16 protein-coding genes are annotated in these 16,988 nt (G+C 43.8%); 6 read left to right on the forward strand and 10 right to left on the reverse strand.

Annotated elements, in window-relative coordinates:
* Positions 1-36: 36 nt before the first annotated feature.
* Together OZ660_RS06075 and OZ660_RS06080 are read left to right on the forward strand one after the other, a co-directional pair.
* Positions 37-414 (forward strand): hypothetical protein, encoded by a 378-nt coding sequence (locus OZ660_RS06075; RefSeq protein WP_274742893.1) that lies wholly within the window; start codon positions 37-39, stop codon positions 412-414.
* Positions 415-807: a hypothetical protein gene (locus OZ660_RS06080; protein WP_274742894.1), complete on the forward strand. Its 393-nt coding sequence runs from the start codon at positions 415-417 to the stop codon at positions 805-807. It abuts the gene before it with no gap.
* 85 nt (positions 808-892) lie between these two features.
* Here OZ660_RS06080 and queC read toward each other — a convergent pair whose 3' ends face one another.
* The gene (queC, locus tag OZ660_RS06085) at positions 893-1,549 is read right to left on the reverse strand and encodes a 7-cyano-7-deazaguanine synthase QueC (protein ID WP_159623198.1); all 657 of its coding nucleotides are present in this window, start codon (positions 1,547-1,549) and stop codon (positions 893-895) included.
* Positions 1,550-1,643: 94 nt separating this feature from the next.
* Between queC and queE the strand changes: the two genes are divergently transcribed.
* Together queE and OZ660_RS06095 are read left to right on the forward strand one after the other, a co-directional pair.
* The gene (gene queE, locus OZ660_RS06090; RefSeq protein ID WP_202265935.1) at positions 1,644-2,318 is read left to right on the forward strand and encodes a 7-carboxy-7-deazaguanine synthase QueE; all 675 of its coding nucleotides are present in this window, start codon (positions 1,644-1,646) and stop codon (positions 2,316-2,318) included.
* A 63-nt stretch (positions 2,319-2,381) separates the two neighbouring features.
* On the forward strand, positions 2,382-3,272 hold the full coding sequence (locus OZ660_RS06095; protein WP_274742895.1) for an amino acid ABC transporter substrate-binding protein: 891 nt from the start codon (positions 2,382-2,384) through the stop codon (positions 3,270-3,272).
* Between the two features lie 75 nt (positions 3,273-3,347).
* On the opposite strand, the gene asnB is transcribed toward OZ660_RS06095, so the two are convergent.
* Positions 3,348-5,018, reverse strand: a complete 1,671-nt coding sequence (asnB, locus tag OZ660_RS06100; RefSeq protein WP_202264439.1) for an asparagine synthase B — start codon at positions 5,016-5,018, stop codon at positions 3,348-3,350.
* A 318-nt stretch (positions 5,019-5,336) separates the two neighbouring features.
* Between asnB and OZ660_RS06105 the strand changes: the two genes are divergently transcribed.
* Complete coding sequence (locus tag OZ660_RS06105) at positions 5,337-6,119, forward strand: RMD1 family protein (RefSeq protein ID WP_202264441.1); 783 nt, start codon at positions 5,337-5,339, stop codon at positions 6,117-6,119.
* A gap of 45 nt (positions 6,120-6,164) precedes the next feature.
* Here OZ660_RS06105 and OZ660_RS06110 read toward each other — a convergent pair whose 3' ends face one another.
* On the reverse strand, positions 6,165-7,826 hold the full coding sequence (locus tag OZ660_RS06110; RefSeq protein ID WP_274742896.1) for a M28 family metallopeptidase: 1,662 nt from the start codon (positions 7,824-7,826) through the stop codon (positions 6,165-6,167).
* 70 nt (positions 7,827-7,896) lie between these two features.
* On the opposite strand from OZ660_RS06110, the gene OZ660_RS06115 reads away from it, so the two are divergent.
* On the forward strand, positions 7,897-8,775 hold the full coding sequence (locus tag OZ660_RS06115; protein WP_274742897.1) for a DUF3025 domain-containing protein: 879 nt from the start codon (positions 7,897-7,899) through the stop codon (positions 8,773-8,775).
* Positions 8,776-8,813: 38 nt separating this feature from the next.
* Here the strand turns inward: OZ660_RS06115 and OZ660_RS06120 are convergent, their stop codons facing one another.
* The 7 genes from OZ660_RS06120 to putP form a co-directional block, all read right to left on the reverse strand.
* Complete coding sequence (locus tag OZ660_RS06120; RefSeq protein ID WP_274742898.1) at positions 8,814-9,518, reverse strand: YIP1 family protein; 705 nt, start codon at positions 9,516-9,518, stop codon at positions 8,814-8,816.
* Between the two features lie 252 nt (positions 9,519-9,770).
* Positions 9,771-11,495: an SLC13 family permease gene (locus OZ660_RS06125; protein ID WP_202264449.1), complete on the reverse strand. Its 1,725-nt coding sequence runs from the start codon at positions 11,493-11,495 to the stop codon at positions 9,771-9,773.
* 16 nt (positions 11,496-11,511) lie between these two features.
* Positions 11,512-12,927, reverse strand: coding sequence for a sulfate adenylyltransferase subunit CysN (gene cysN / locus OZ660_RS06130; RefSeq protein ID WP_274742899.1), 1,416 nt, complete (start codon positions 12,925-12,927; stop codon positions 11,512-11,514).
* Position 12,928: 1 nt separating this feature from the next.
* Positions 12,929-13,720 carry a 3'(2'),5'-bisphosphate nucleotidase CysQ gene (cysQ, locus tag OZ660_RS06135; RefSeq protein WP_159623181.1) on the reverse strand — a complete coding sequence of 264 codons (792 nt, stop codon included), beginning with the start codon at positions 13,718-13,720 and terminating at the stop codon, positions 12,929-12,931.
* Positions 13,720-14,316 carry an adenylyl-sulfate kinase gene (gene cysC / locus OZ660_RS06140; protein ID WP_274742900.1) on the reverse strand — a complete coding sequence of 199 codons (597 nt, stop codon included), beginning with the start codon at positions 14,314-14,316 and terminating at the stop codon, positions 13,720-13,722. Before cysC ends, cysQ begins: the two co-directional genes overlap by 1 nt.
* Positions 14,316-15,230 carry a sulfate adenylyltransferase subunit CysD gene (gene cysD / locus OZ660_RS06145; protein WP_159623177.1) on the reverse strand — a complete coding sequence of 305 codons (915 nt, stop codon included), beginning with the start codon at positions 15,228-15,230 and terminating at the stop codon, positions 14,316-14,318. The genes cysC and cysD overlap by 1 nt, the downstream gene beginning before the upstream one ends.
* 242 nt (positions 15,231-15,472) lie before the next feature.
* A complete protein-coding gene (gene putP, locus OZ660_RS06150; RefSeq protein ID WP_202264457.1) occupies positions 15,473-16,978 on the reverse strand; it encodes a sodium/proline symporter PutP in 1,506 nt (501 codons plus the stop codon).
* Between the last annotated feature and the right edge of the window lie 10 nt (positions 16,979-16,988).

The following is a 16,988-nucleotide window of genomic DNA, read 5'->3' on the forward strand; positions in this document are numbered from 1 at the left end:
GCAACTTGCGAGGCTTTTTTGTTTGAGGGATACGACGTGAAAACCCTTGGGTTGTTTTACATTAGTAAACTTATAACGTTTTATGCTGGTTTCTACGGTTGTTTCATACTTCATCACGCGTTTGCTGTGCCTGTTGTAGTCAGTGCCGCAACTGTTGGGCTATTGGGCAGCTTTATTCCTTATACCTCACGCTTTAAGCGCCATCCGCAAGCCGCTGTTTATGCTGGTGCGTTTGCGGGAATGTGCTCACAGGATATTATTCAAACACAAAGTGAAATCATCACTGTAAGCCTAGTTGGTGCTCTTATTTACACCTTGCTGCGCAACGTGTTTGTGGGCATTGGGGGGAAACTTGGGGCCATAGCATTTACCGCTGTGGCAAGCGTTGTGTTAGTAAAAGGGCTGATACTTTAAATGTTGACCACAATAGCTATCGCCGTTGCGGGAGGGCTAAGTACGTTTGCATTATCGTTAGTGCCATTTATTGGTGCTATTCGAGCGAGTACCTTGGCAACATTAGTCACCTATACCGTGTTTTGGGTCGTTTTCGACAGTAGTACAGCCAATGCGTTTGGTGCGCTGTTTTTCGGTGGAAGCTTTGTTGGTATGAGTTCAAGTGCCAAATTATCGTGGTTGGGAGTGACATTGGCTGCATCAGTTTTTGGTGTACTGAGTGCTGTAATACTCCCGCTATTAAATGGCATGGGGGGAGCGTTGGGGGTCTGCGCGTTTCTATCTGTTGTTATTGTATATTTAAGCGGCAGGCTCTATCGCAAGTATAACCCACGAATTATAAACTCGAATTAATTGTAGGTTCGCGTTACACAAATTTAGGAATTAAGTAGCCAACGTTGTGGCTACTTATTATTCAATTTCGCTATTTTTACAGGATTTATTCGTACTCTAGTGGGTCTGTTGCATTGTTTTCGCTAAACGCTTCTAAGCGTTCCTCACACGCGCCGCATTTGCCACACGCTTTTTCACGACCGTTGTAGCAGGTCCAGGTTTGCGAGTAATCTAGCCCCATTTTTAAGCCATCGGTCAAAATTGCTGTTTTGCTGTCATCGATGTAAGGCGTCATAATTTTTACAGGTGTGTAGTTGGCTATGCCACATACATCATTCATTCTATGAACGAATTCAGGACGACAGTCAGGGTAAATCGCGTGATCGCCTGAGTGTGCGCCGTAGTAAACTTCGTTTGCATCAAGACTTACTGCGTAGCCAACAGCCAATGACAACAGGATCATGTTGCGATTAGGCACGACGGTTTGCTTCATGCTGGGTTCTTCATAGTGCCCTTCGGGAACGTCTATGTCAGATGTCAGCGCAGAACCACCAATCAAGGTATTGATGGCGCTGATATCGACAATTTTATGCGGAACGTCAAGCGAGCGACAAACTGCGGCGGCGTAGTCGAGTTCTTTCTTGTGACGCTGTCCGTAGTTAAAACTTAAAGCGTGTACTTTTTTGCCCGCGCGCAGCGCTTTGTGCAAAACCGTGTAGGAGTCCATGCCTCCTGAATAAATAACAACAACGTTTTCAGACATAGTTTTTGATTAATTGATAAATTATCACCGAATTTTATGTGATCCTTGGTAAAATCCCAACATACAATCGTTAAAGGGTGTCAAATTGTCTGTATTGTCCACATTAAACATCAATGAGATGTTCGAAACTATCCAAGGTGAAGGTGCATATACGGGAATACCATCTATCTTTGTCCGCTTACAAGGATGTCCGGTAGGGTGTCCATGGTGTGATACTAAGCACACGTGGGAGATAAAAGCTGACTTGAGTGTTTCACCAGAAGATGTCATTGCCAAAAGTAGCGAATCTGAAACGTATTTTGTATCTAACGAAGCAAGTTTGATGACATTGTTTGAGCAACAGGGATACGTTGCAAAGCATGTAGTCATTACTGGGGGCGAGCCATGTATGTATGACTTACGTCCGCTAACCAACATATTGCATCAGAACGGATACACCACGCAAATTGAGACCAGTGGCACGTTTGAGGTGTTATGTGATGAGCGCACTTATGTCACAGTTTCACCCAAAATAAATATGAAAGGGGGCTTTGATGTGCTCACCAGTGCACTAGAGCGTGCCAATGAGATTAAGCATCCTATCGCTATGCAAAAACACATTGATGAGCTTGATGCATTGCTTACAAAAGTATCAAGCCTTGAAGGAAAACAGGTTTGCTTACAACCCATTAGCCAACAAAAACGCGCGACGGAGCTAGCCGTGCGCACTTGTATTGCGCGTAACTGGCGGCTATCTTTACAAACACATAAGTACATTGGCATTGAGTAGTTACTGTCTTAGTTTACGATTTCTACCAAGCACATTGTGAGCTCAATGAGAAAGGATTTGAGAATGATTAGGGTGGTTTTGGCGTGTATTACGTTGTTGCTAAGCAGTACGCAGGCAAGTGGCGCATTGTGGACCATTACATACCCTCGACCACTTGATGATTCGGACGAACGCTCGCAGTATCCCATCGCGTTACTAAAGTTGGCGCTTGATAAAACGGGCGTTAATTATGAATTGCGCCCGTCAGATAGAATTCTCTTAACCGGGAAAGCGATGCGTCAACTGCGAGAAAATCGCGAGGTTAATGTGGTTTGGAGCATGACGGATAGTCAGCGTGAAAAAGACCTTACCGCTATTCGTATTCCAATTGCTAAAGGGCTAATAGGTTTACGCGTTTTCGTGGTAAACCAAGACAAAGCTTCTAAGTTTGAGGATGTTATGTCTTTAACTGACATTCGCAAGCTCGTTCCTGTACAAGGTGAAGAATGGCCTGACACTAAAATATTGCAAGCCAATGGTTTCAATGTTTTCACTGTGCCAGAATTTCGAGAAGCATACGATATGATCAAGCAAGGTAAAGGCGATTTTTTCCCGCGTTCGGTCATAGAAGTAGATGCGGAATTGGCAGAAGAGGGTAGGCGTAATAATCTTTTTTTAGAGCCTAAAATGGCGCTCTATTATCCAACAGCGATGTACTACTTTGTAAGCTCAAGTAATAAAACCTTAGCAAGACTTATTGAAACTGGGCTCAATCGCGCGATTGATGACGGCTCATTTGAATCACTTTTTCAAACGACTTATTCGCCTATTTTAGAGGGACTCAACATGCAAGAACGCAATGTGTTTACCCTTGAAAATCCACTTTTGCCTGTTGAGACGCCGCTAAATGATAATAGGTTGTGGTACAAAAATACTGTTCAACCTGACGAGCTAACACCCACAGACGTCGAATAAGCCGTGGCCAAAGATTGTTAGTGGTGTAATAAAAAAACGCGGCTTGTAGCCGCGTTTTTTGATGTAAGTGCTAGGTTATGATTCTCCAGCGTGTACATCTTTCATCGAACGACCTGAAGGGTCTGCATTGTTCTTAAAGCTCTCATCCCATTCAAGGGCTTCAACAGTACTACACGCAATCGACTTGCCGCCAGGTACACATCGCGCAGCACTTTCTTGAGGGAAGTAGCTCTCGAAGATAGTGCGATAGTAATAACCTTCTTTAGTGTCAGGCGTGTTAACAGGGAAGCGGAATTCCGCTGTCGCAAGTTGTTGGTCAGTGACTTCGTTGTCTACAAAGTCGCGAATTGAATCAATCCACGAGTAACCTACACCGTCACCAAACTGTTCTTTTTGACGCCATAGTACTTCCGCTGGAAGTGTTTCACCGTTATCAAAGGCTTTACGGAGGATCCATTTTTCCATTTTTCCATCAAGACACATTTTGTCTTGCGGATTTAGGCGCATAGCAACATCTATGAAGTTTTTATCAAGGAAAGGTACGCGAGCTTCAACACCCCATGCTGACGTTGCTTTGTTAGCGCGCGCACAATCAAACATGTGCAAGCGGTCTAATTTGCGAACTGTTTCTTCATGGAACTCTTTGGCGTTAGGAGCTTTGTGGAAATACAAATAGCCACCGAAGATTTCATCAGAGCCTTCACCTGACAGTACCATTTTGATACCCATAGCTTTAATCTTACGGGTCATAAGGTACATTGGCGTAGCGGCGCGAATTGTCGTAGTGTCATAGGTTTCAAGGTGGTAGATAACATCGCGGATGGCATCTAATCCCTCTTGAATAGTGAAGTGGATTTCATGGTGAACGGTGCCAATCATGTCTGCCACTTTTTTCGCCGCTTTTAAATCTGGCGCGCCTTCTAGACCGACGGCAAAACTATGTAAACGCGGCCACCACGCATCGGTTTTATCTTCGTCTTCTACTCGTTTGGCGACATACTGTGCCGCTACAGCAGACACAAGTGACGAGTCAAGACCGCCTGAAAGCAACACGGCGTACGGAACGTCAGACATCATGTGTGACTTCACCGCCTTTTCAAAGGCCACACGAAGTTCTTCTAAGTCACTTGTGTTGTCTTTGACGTTATCGTATTCCATCCAGTCACGCTTGTAATACTTAGTGATCTTACCTTCTTTACTCCATAGATAATGACCAGGAGGGAACTCACTAATGGTTTTACACACGCTCGCTAGCGCTTTCATTTCCGATGAAACATAGAAGTTACCGTGCTCATCGTAACCAGTGTAAAGCGGAATAATACCAATATGATCACGCGCGATCAGATAAGCATCTTGTTCTTCATCATAAAGAATAAACGCGAACATTCCTTCAAGATCATCAATAAAGTCGATGCCTTTTTGCTGAAAGAGAGGAAGAATAACTTCACAATCTGAGCGCGTCTTAAACGGGTAAGGCGAATCTAGGTTCGCAGCCAGTTGCTTGTGGTTATAAATTTCGCCATTAACGGCAAGTATTTGTTTGTCGTTTTGACTGATAAGAGGCTGTGCACCTGTATCAACATCAACAATAGCCAGTCTTTCGTGACAAAGAATGGTATTGTCATTATTCCAGATACCCGACCAGTCAGGGCCACGGTGGCGCAAAAGTTTAGATAAATCGAGGGCTTGGGTTCTGAGTTCAGACACATCGGTCTTGATATCAAGGATACCGAAAATACCACACATAAAACGGATTCTCTCTGTTCACTTGTTGAAAAAATAATGAGGCTTTTTCTGTCGGGTACTCGCGTACGAGTGAGCGAAGATTTGTTGTTATTGTTTATTCGCGTGCCTTGAATGTGCCAGTCTGACAGGAAATTGCAAGCACATTATGATGAGAAAATGGAAATAGTTATTCCAAACTGAGAATTTATTGTTATGCCTGTCCTACTTTGACTAAATTTTATCGTCGTAACCATTACTTTTTTAACGCATGAATTTGCTATCGCAGTGTGAAAATTAAGCGCATAATCGCGCCGATTTTTAGTCTCATTGGTAATGGGTATGCAATTTTCTAACGACCGTGTGTCGGCTTTTATTATTCCTGATTTCACTATTTCACAAGATTTGATGGCAAGCTTGGGGTCTCGTTATCGCGATGCGGTGCAAATTGATGTCTTTGGTGGAGAAGCGTGGCTTTTTGAATACGGTGTTATTGTTTTTTGGGGCGTAGACGAAGACGAAAAGATGGCTCTACTGAATCGTCTTCAAGTGCATGAAGAAGTATTGACGGGGCAGCATCAGGAGCATTTGCGGTTCGTAATCGATGGTGACACGCTTAAACTTCAGCGCGATCTTATTGCACTGCCAAGCGCCGACGAACTTCTTCGTCTTTCCATTAGTCATGGCTTAGCACAATCCATTAAACTAAATGAGTACGAAGAAAAAGCGCAAGACACCATCACCCAGTATGGCTACCTGCCTAATGCATTGGCTGAAACTGGAAAAATAAAGCTTGGACGCAGAGCGCTCGCAAAGATTCGTGGTCATTTATTTAGCACGAAAAGTGATATCTTTTTGCATTACGGGTTATTAGATACGCCTGAGTTTTTCTGGGAATACCCAGAATATGAATACGCTTATACATTGACTTCGCGCTATTTGGATATTCGACCAAGAGTAGAAGTGCTATCGAATAAGCTGGATGTTATTCACGAGTTATTTGAAATGTTGGCGGATGACTTAAATCACAAGCATTCGTCATTTCTTGAATGGATAATTATCATATTAATCGCATTTGAAATAGCGACTTTTGGTGCTGAAGAGCTTAAAGCAATTTTGATGTAACGGACAAAAAGACAAAGGCCCTTAATGGGCCTTTGCTGTTTTTACTTAGTGCTTACGCTGGAATTCACTCGCCGGGTTCCATGTGGGCCACGCTTGCGCGTTGGACACATTAACGCCTACATCGAATAACATCTGTGTATCTTGAACAATACCGCTTAAGTCCCAGTCGTCACGATATTCGTCACAAACTTGGTGGTAACACCCTGTCACAATGACATTCATGCGTTTGCGATACTTAGCGGTTTCTTCATCGGCAGGTTCATTGCCGCCTTCAGCATATAGCGCTGGTACACCTTGTTTGGCAAAGCTGAAGTGATCAGAGCGGTAGTAATAACCGGCTTCTGGTCTATCTTCTTGGGTTAATGTGCGACCCTGTTTAGTTGCCGCTGCTTTCAGATAATCTTCCATCTCTGATTTACCCATTCCCACTACAGCGACATTTTTGGTTTTACCCAAAACATTCATGGCATCCATGTTGATATTCGCCACTGTTTTTTCGATTGGTATAACAGGGTTGCTGGCATAATACTTACTACCAAGAAGACCTTGTTCTTCAGCAGTAACCACCAAGAACGATATTGAACGCTTAGGTACTGGTGTGAGCTGTCCATAGGCCTTGGCCATAGCAAGAATTGCCGCGGTACCCGTTGCATTATCATGTGCGCCGTTATAAATCTGGTCACCTTCTTTGCTGTCATCTTTGCCAAGGTGGTCCCAGTGAGCAGTGTAGATAACGTGTTCGTCTGGGAACTCACTACCTGGTAACGTGGCAATAACATTGTTACTTTCAGACTTTTTGAACGTGTTTTTAACCGTCACAGAAGCCTCAATTGCCATTGCTTTGTTATACGGCCCTTGCATTGCCTTTGCTTTTTCTTCTTCGAAGTTTAATCCGGCATCGTTAAAGACTTTTTTGGCAGCGTCAAGGGTTAACCAACCTTCTACCGCGACACGGCTTGCGCCTTTATCCTTACTTACCAAGCCATATTGTGGTCCACTCCAGCTGTTTGCCACTACTGACCAGCCATAAGACGCAGGCGCAGTCTCATGAATAATGATTGCACCTGCGGCACCTTGACGGCTAGCTTCTTCATATTTGTAGCTCCAGCGACCGTAGTACGTCATTGTGGTACCTTGAAACTTACCGCTTTCTGGATTTTCAAAGCCAGGATCATTAACCAAGATGACCGCAGTTTTACCCGTTAAGTCCAGACCTTCATAATCATTCCAGTCATACTCTGGTGCATTGACACCATAGCCAACAAAAACAAGTTCGGAATTCTGAAGGGTAACCTCTTCAACTTCTCGTTTTGATGATGCGACCATGTCTTCTTTGTAAACAAATGCGTTGTCACCAATTGTCATGGTCATATCCGGGTCTGCGGTAATCTCCATTAGTTCTACTTTCTGTAAGAAGCTATCTCCATTGCCGGGCTTAAGGCCAGCTTGGGTAAACTCATTGACAAGATAGTCTATTGTTTTCTTTTCACCCTCAGTTGTGGGCAAACGACCTTCAAACTCGTCAGAAGCCAATACTTTTAGCGGTTCGCGAATATCGTTATCAGAAATAGCGTTATAAACAGTCGTGAAGTTTGATTCCGCTGATGGCATTTCTTTTTTATCGTCAACGCTAGTGTCGTTAGAAGGGGAGCATGCACTTACGCCTAGTAGGGTAGGTACAAGCAATGGCAAAAACATTTTTTTCATTGTTAGTCTCTGTTTGCTCTACAATACGTCCTCAGTATAGAGAAAAGGTTTATGCGAACCAATAGTTGTTATGCAATCTGAATTAATCCCCTTTAGTAAATCATATTTACTTAGCCATGCAAGTAGGCCCGTTACCGCTTTGCTTGATGAAGTCGGTCTATTAGATAGCGCTGGCTTTCCCACCGCGGGGCAACTCAACGATATCGTTTTAAGTGTACATGATTCGTGGCGTGGCCCAGTGTTTAAAGGGCAAAGTACCTTTGATAATAACGATACGCGATATTACGAAACGATTATAAGTGAAGACAACGTTGTACCAACGCGTGAAAATAGCTGGCATGACTTATTTAATGCGTTGATCTGGTTGCAGTTTCCAGAGTCGAAAAAGCGGCTCAATGCGTTGCACATCAACGACATTGAACGCTACGGAGTGAACCCTCGTACAGCGCGCAGAAACCGTATTACACATTTCGATGAATGTGGCGTTGTATTAGCGGTAGAACAACCTGAAGCTACTGATAACATTGAAGCTAACCGCATTGAACAGTGGCTCACCGATCTTGCTCATCATCGTTGGCAAACCGTTTTTATCGATAATGTGGATGTATTTCGCCGGAATATCACCCCTGTCGTTTTTGGGCATGCGAATTTAGAAATGATGCTAAACCCATTCATCGGGTTAACAGGAAAATGGTTAGCGGTTTCAGTTCCTGCGGGGTTTAGCAAAATGCCCCCGTGGCAGCAACGTAAAACTGTTGACAGTTCGCTGGTAGCACGCATTACAGCGCTTAATGATTTTGAGCTAGCCCCTTTGTTGAAACCTGTCCCGCTGCTAGGCGTACCCGGGTGGCATCACTCTCAAGATAGCGTGTTTTATCAAAATACGGCCTATTTTCGGCCTCTTCGTCAACATGCTAAACCGACTGTACAGCTTCCATTATGGGTATAAAAAAAGCCCTTAAAAGGGCTTTTTATCAATTTGACTGCTTAAAAGAGCATTAGTGATGCAATCCAAATACCGTAAATAATAACGTAAGGGGCACAAGCAACTACAGCCGCTTTTTGACGACTAAACGACGTCCACTGTGAAATTCCAACCATGGCAAGATAAATACCCCAGAATAGCTCTAAACGGATAGCCTGAGTAAACGCAAACCACGGCGAGTCCATAGGTACACTTAATAAAAAGCTCAGTGATGTTGGCGCCATGATGGCTGGGGATACTTGATGATCGCCTGAGAACATAAGTAATGCAACACCAATTAAACCAGTTAAAACATACGGCATAGACAACCACCAAGAAAAGCCGTACCAGTCAGTAAAACCAAATACGTGGCTATCGTCTGAGCGGGTCGCAAGGTTCAAATAAACCGCATACACCGCGTTAATAATAATGAGAACTAGAAAGGCTCCGATAAGTTGAGACCAAAGCAACGTACCGCGATCAAAAAATGCGCGCATCTGCTCTTCTTCGGCCGGACTCATGTCACCTTGTGCCGCAATATTTAGGTTAGCAAACCACTCAATATCGACAAAACTCACGTACAGATACTGCGACGCAAGCGTAATCCCCATTACTAAAATAAAGGGCATCCAGCTCCAATTGTTATTTTCGCCAACAGCTTTAAATACGCCATTGGGTTTAAAAAAGATATCGTTACACGCCTGAAAAGGGTTTGATACGGTGTGCATCCACTGCTCCTTAAAAGTTGTTATTTTGTCATTGGTTTAACCGATGAGCGTAAAAACCAATGCTTTGCTTTTGAGCATAAGGGTACTTAGCTGAAAAATTTATGTACAGCACTACTTCATCAATCATGACTTAATTTGTAATAATCTGTTTCAGCGCATGCACGTGTTGGCTGCCTATGGTTTACCCCCTCTCTTTCTTATCAACAAAAAGGGAAGCCTATGCTTCCCTTGTATGCAATCTTCTTACTCACTTCATAAATAGGTCATATTTAACAATGTCAGTACAATGGCACTGTACAAAACAGAAATGGGTAACCCCATTTTTATAAAGTGCGCATATCTATAGTTGGCCGCGTTATAAACGAGTAAGTTAGTTTGGTAACCAAAAGGTGATATAAAACTGGCACTTGCTGCAAAGGCCACTGCAAGAGCAAAAGGCATAAGGGGAGCCCCAAGTATTTGCACCATCCCATAGGCAAAAGGAAACATGAGTGCAGCGGCAGCATTATTTGTCACAAACTCGGTGAGAACGAGCGTAAGTAAATAAATAACCGCAAGGGCAACAAACCAGTCTGTCCCTGAAAGTAACGGCATCAGCATTTGTGTAGACGCGTGAATAACGCCAGAGTTTTCAAGCGCAGTTGCTAAACTCAATGCTCCCACAATGACTACAATAAGGTTAAGCGGCAAGTTGCGTTTCATTTCGCCATTAGAGGTAACGCGAACACCTACCAATACTGCGGCTAAAAAAAGCAAACCAATGGCAAGGGAAATAACATTTGCTGCCGCCAATACCACAGTAGTAAGGAAGCCGCCAAGTGTTATCCACTCTTGCTTGTTTGTAAGCGGTCGCGCTATTTTTTGCTCTGACAAAATGAAGAAGTTCTTCCCCAAGTTTTGTCGTGTCGCAAAGTCTGGCCCTGTCGCGAGTAATAAAAAATCACCTGCTTGCAGTTTAATCTCTCCTAACTTACCAGAGAGCTGTTCACCATCGCGGCGGATGGCCACAACGGCGGCATCAAAGAGTGCTCTGAACCCGAGGTTTTTAATGGTTTGGCCAATAACTTGAGCGCGATTCGCTACAACGACTTCGGTAAGGCTTTCACGTAATACGCCATCGGTCTCAGCAAACATACTTAAGCCTTTAATGTGACTCAAGTTATCTATCTTTTGAACATTACCTGAAAAAATGAGTTTGTCATTTTCAAGAATAACCACATCAGGTCCAACCGGCGATATCAAGTTGCCCCTTCTCACAATTTCAACCAAGAACAGTTCGGGAAGGTTTCGCAGGTGGTTTTGCTCTACGGTTTTGCCTATAAGCTCTGAACCTGGTTCAACTTCAGCTTCTACCATATACTCTCGGTAGTCATTGTTCTTATTACCAATTTGAGGAAGTAGCGGAAGCATTAAGAACATCAATAGTCCACAGCTAAGGCCTGCAACAGTACCGTATAATGTGAAGTCAAAAAAGTTGAAGCCAGGATGGCCATGCTCTTGTAAAAAACTATCAACGATAAGGTTGGTTGACGTACCTATAAGCGTTACCGTACCACCTAAAATAGCCGCATAAGAAAGCGGTATAAGCAGGCGCGATGCCGGGTGATATTGGTTTTGCTTAATTGGGCCAATAAGACTGGCGACAATAGCGGTATTGTTTAGCAAAGCTGAAGATAAAAATGTGAGTGAAAATAACCGCCAGTATGATTGGGTAAAGTTGGCGCTAACCAATTTTCTACCTAGTCGTTTTATCAACGCGGTTTTATCAATAGCACTGCTGACTAAAAGTAATAAAACAAGGGTGATAAGCCCCTTGTTCTGCAAATTCAACAATACATCGTCTAATGATAGTTGCTGTGTTACCAGTAAGCCAAGCACTGCGCCTGAGAACACAGTGGAAGGGCGCTGATTAGAAAAAATCAGCGCGCCAATCGTACTGGCAAAAATAGCCAGTACGATGAACTGGGATACGTCCATATAGAACCAGTCCTACTTATAATTTACTGATATCTACTGAATTCCAGTGCGGGAAGTGTTTACGTACTAACGCATTGAACTCAAGTTCGAACTCAGAAAAATTAGGTGATGTATGCTGTGCGTCACCGGCAATTTCGTCGATGATCATGCCTGCACCTACAGTACCATTGGTCAATCTATCTATAACGATAAAAGAACCGGTAGGGCGGTTGCGCTTGTAAGGGTCACATGCAACGGGTTGCGTGAACTTAACATCAACTACACCAATTTCATTTAGATTAAGGTGCATCGCATCAGTTTCTTCTAATGTATTCACGTCAATTTGGTTGTCGATGTGAGCAACAACACCCGGCGTCGATTTAGTCGCGAACTTGAACAAGTACTGCTTGTTGGGCATTAGCGGCTCTTCAGACATCCATACTAGGTGTGTTTTAAATTGCGTATTGAGCAAAGGCAAGTTATCTGACTTTACAATCATATCGCCACGAGAGATATCGATTTCGTCTTCTAACGTTAACGTAACCGCTTGTGGTACGTACGCTCGCTCTTGGTCACCTTCAAAGGTAACTACCTGTTTCACCTTTGATTTCTTGCCAGAAGGAAGTGCAGTTATTTCATCACCTGGCGCTACCTGCCCAGAAACTACTGTACCTGCAAAACCACGGAAGTCTAAGTTAGGACGGTTAACGTATTGTACTGGGAAGCGGAAATCTTCATGGTTGTCGTCTTCACCAATTTCAATGTTTTCTAACATTTCCATGAGCGGTATGCCGTCAAACCAAGGTGTTTTGTCGCTCTTACCTACTACGTTGTCGCCTTCAAGAGCAGAAATCGGCACAAACTGAATGTCAGGAATATCAAGCTGCTCAGCAAACTTTAGATAGTCTTGTTGAATTTGGTTGTACACTTCTTGTGAATAGTCCATTAAGTCCATTTTGTTAATAGCAACAATAACGTGCTTAATGCCCAAAAGAGAAACGAGGAACGAGTGACGTTTCGTTTGTACTTTAACGCCGCCACGTGCATCAACAAGAATAATAGCAAGATCGCACGTTGACGCGCCTGTTACCATGTTACGGGTGTACTGCTCGTGCCCAGGGGTATCAGCGATAATGAATTTTCGCTTGTCGGTTGAGAAGTAACGGTATGCGACGTCGATGGTGATACCTTGCTCACGCTCAGACTGAAGACCGTCCACAAGAAGGGCAAGGTCAACTTTTTCGCCAGTAGTACCTACTTTTTTGCTGTCCTTAGTGATGGCAGCGAGTTGGTCTTCGTAAATCATCTTCGAATCGTGAAGTAAGCGACCGATAAGGGTACTTTTACCGTCGTCTACGCTACCGCAAGTAAGGAAACGTAGCATATCTTTCTTTTCGTGCTGCTCTAGGTAAGACAGAATGTCCTGTCTTAATAATTCGTTTTCGTTGTTCATGTTATGCGCTCACAAGGAAAAAGGGGTTTAACACAGACTCTTTTTGGTTGTACGTAAGAGCGTCAGCGTTGTCATCTAATGGATTTTCAGGGTCTAGTACCGTTACGTTTGCACCGGCCGCTAATGCAACGGCATGTGCAGCACCAGTATCCCACTCAGATGTTGGGCCTAAACGAGGGTAAAGGTGTGCTTCGCCTTCAGCCACTAAGCAAAGCTTTAGTGAACTACCCATTGCCACAAGCTCGGTTTCACCTTCAAGCTGTGCCAATAAATTCTGAATTTCAGGGCTCTGGTGCGAGCGGCTGCCTACTACTTTCCACACTTCAGCGCCGTCGTGTTTGCGTGCTGTGATAGCCGTAAATTCGCCATCTACTTCGGTCCACGCACCTTCACCTACAATACCTACATAGCTTTTGTTTAATGCAGGCGCATAAACCACACCCATAGTCGGTTTGCCATTTTCGATAAGTGCAATGTTGACCGTAAACTCACCGTTTTTCTTAATAAACTCTTTGGTGCCATCTAGCGGATCAACCAACCAATATGACGACCAGGTTTTGCGCTCATCCCACGCGATATCGGCTGATTCCTCAGAAAGAATCGGCAAGTCAGACTCAGCTTCAAGCGCGTTAACGATGACGTTGTGCGCAGCAAGGTCAGCTTCGGTTAACGGGCTAGTATCCTGCTTTTCATAAATGGCAAAATCTTTCTCGTAAATTGCCATTATTTTGTCGCCTGCTTCTTTGGCGATAGTAAGCACTTTTTGTGTAAGTGCATTCAAAGGCTGTGTCATTACACCAATCCCTTTTCTTGAAGCAAAGCATACAAGCGTTCTGCTGTTTGCTCTGCGGGTTCATTCTGATAGGTTAAGTGAATCTCAGGCGACTCTGGTGCTTCATACGCAGAGTCAATACCCGTGAAGTCTTTGATCTCACCACTGCGAGCCTTTTTATAAAGCCCTTTAGGGTCACGCTTTTCACAAACCTCTAGCGGGGTATCGACGAACACTTCGACAAACTCACCATCGGCAAGCAAATTGCGACAGAAATCACGATCTGCTTTAAATGGCGAGATAAATGCGGTTAACACTAAAGTACCCGAATCGACAAAAAGCTTGGCTACTTCGCTGATGCGACGAATATTTTCTACGCGATCCTTATCGCTGAAGCCTAAATCGCCACACAAACCGTGGCGCACATTGTCGCCATCAAGCAAATAGGTATGCTTATTTTGTTCGTGCAGTTTCTTCTCAAGTAAATTTGCTAGTGTTGATTTACCCGAACCACTTAAGCCCGTCAGCCAAAACACGCGGGGTGTTTGACCTAACTGTTCAGAACGGGTGGTTTTATTAACTTCGTGTTTATGCCAAACAACGTTGTCAGTGGCCATTAGAAGTACCCTTCCATTTTCTTCTTCTCCATCGAGCCCGCACTATCATGGTCGATAACGCGTCCTTGACGCTCTGAAGTTTTAGTAAGCAGCATCTCTTGAATAACTTCCGGAAGTGTTGCTGCTTCTGACTCTACAGCACCCGTTAGTGGGTAACATCCAAGGGTACGGAAACGCACTGAACGCATTTCTGGTACTTCGCCTTCCTCAAGTGGCATGCGGTCGTCATCAACCATAATCAAAATACCGTCACGCTCAACAACTGGGCGAGGCTTAGACAAGTAAAGTTGAGGAATATCAATGTTTTCTAGATAGATATACTGCCAGATATCAAGCTCAGTCCAGTTAGACATTGGGAACACACGAATGCTTTCGCCTTTGTTTACTTGAGAATTATAGATATTCCATAATTCTGGACGTTGGTTTTTGGGATCCCAGCGGTGGTTGCTATCACGGAATGAATACACACGCTCTTTGGCGCGTGACTTTTCTTCGTCACGTCTTGCACCACCAAATGCAGCGTCAAACTTATACTTGTTCAATGCTTGCTTAAGTGCTTGTGTTTTCATGATATCAGTGTGCTTTGCTGAGCCATGAGAAAAAGGTCCAACACCCGCTTCAACGCCTTCTTCGTTGATGTGAACAAGTAGGTCGAAACCATGCTTCTTAGCCTGCTCGTCACGAAACTTAATCATTTCACCAAATTTCCACGTTGTATCTACGTGAAGCAATGGGAAAGGAATTTTGCCTGGCGCAAAAGCTTTGCGCGCCAAATGAAGTAAAACCGAAGAGTCTTTTCCTACTGAGTACAGCATTACTGGGTTTTCAAACTCAGCAGCAACCTCACGGAAAATTTGAATGCTCTCGGCTTCGAGTTGTTTCAAATGCGTTATAGACGGGATACTAGCAGTCATTTTGAAGTCCGAATTTATGTTATATATAAAAAAGTTATATGCGGGTTATTTTTCTGCATAGAACGATAGCATATTTAGTTTCAAATGTAGTATGCGATTTAGCTATTTAAAATAGCTATCTTATTCCAAGAAATATAAATGTAATACAGTGAAAGCATAAGCATTGCATTTAAAGGCCTAGAAACAACAAAACCCCGCTCAGTAAACTGTGCGGGGTTTTGTTTTTGCTACCTTAGGCGCTACTATCGTTCATTCAATTTTGCTTGAAATGAATCGAAGGTATCGATTACGCCATCTCTAGGTGTTCCTGATTTACTTAATATGATTATCGTCAAGCTTGATAGGATGAATCCAGGCACAATTTCGTACATCCATTCACCTAATTTTTGTCCGCCAATTTCAACAGGAAGGTAAATCCAAAGCAGTACGGTTACTGCACCGACTATCATCCCGCCAAGTGCTGCACGGCGTGTCATTTCTCGTTTAAACAAACTAAATAACACCAAAGGTCCGAAAGCTGCACCAAACCCCGCCCATGCATTACTGACAAGGGTTAAAATAGTGCTATCTCTATCATACGCAAGATATATAGCGACAAGTGCTACAACAACAACGCTTACCCGGCCAGCGATGACGAGCTCTTTGTCTGACGCATTCTTATGCAAAAACGCTTGATAAAAGTCGCTGGTTAGCGAGCTTGACGTAACCAAAAGTTGCGAAGAGATTGTGCTCATGATTGCAGCTAGAATTGCAGCAAGAAGAAAACCGCCAATTAATGGGTGGAAGAGGATTTGTGACAAATAGATAAAGACCGTTTCTGGATCTATTTCGTTGCCGTTCCCTGTAACATAAGCGAGTCCGAAAAGCCCAGTCATAAGGGCTCCGATGATCGACACTATCATCCAACTCATTCCAATATTACGCGCAGTGGGAATGTCACTTACTGATCGAATTGCCATAAAGCGCACAATTATATGCGGCTGACCAAAATAGCCTAGGCCCCATGACATCAATGATACTATGCCAATGAATGTGAGTGTTTCATTGGTTGATGCATCCATGAAGGCATTAAAAAGTGCAGGGTTAATATTGTCTAGTGCATCTATGGACGCACCAATTCCGCCGAGTTCGCTTATGACCACAATGGGCACCATAACAAGCGAAACAAACATAATACAGCCTTGCACAAAATCGGTCATACTGACGGCCATAAAGCCACCTACTAACGTATAGGCAACGACAACGCCAGCAGTAACATACAGTCCCATTTCATAGGAAAGGCCAAACGAGGTTTCAAACAGTTTACCGCCTGCGACAACACCTGATGAGGTATAGAGGGTAAAAAAGATAACTATCACCACAGAAGCGATAACGCGCAGCAAGCGTGAATTATCTGCAAAACGATTTTCGAAATAATCAGGTAGCGTAATGGAGTTATTGGCAACTTCGGTGTATACGCGCAAGCGTGGTGCAACGAGCATGTAGTTAGCAAGCGCCCCTAACGTTAAGCCTACTGCTATCCATCCCGCTGAAAGGCCTGACACATACATAGCGCCGGGCAAGCCCATAAGCATCCAACCACTCATATCCGAAGCGCCGGCAGACAGAGCTGTTACTGCTGGACCTAACTGCCGGCCACCAAGCATGTACCCTTCTACGTTAGTGTCAGTTTGACGGTAAGCGAAAAGACCAATACCCAACATTACAACGAAATACAAACCTAACGAGATTATCGTGCCTGTAGCCATATAAATTCCC

The organism is Alteromonas sp. 009811495, assembly GCF_028865455.1.
GTDB lineage: Bacteria > Pseudomonadota > Gammaproteobacteria > Enterobacterales > Alteromonadaceae > Alteromonas.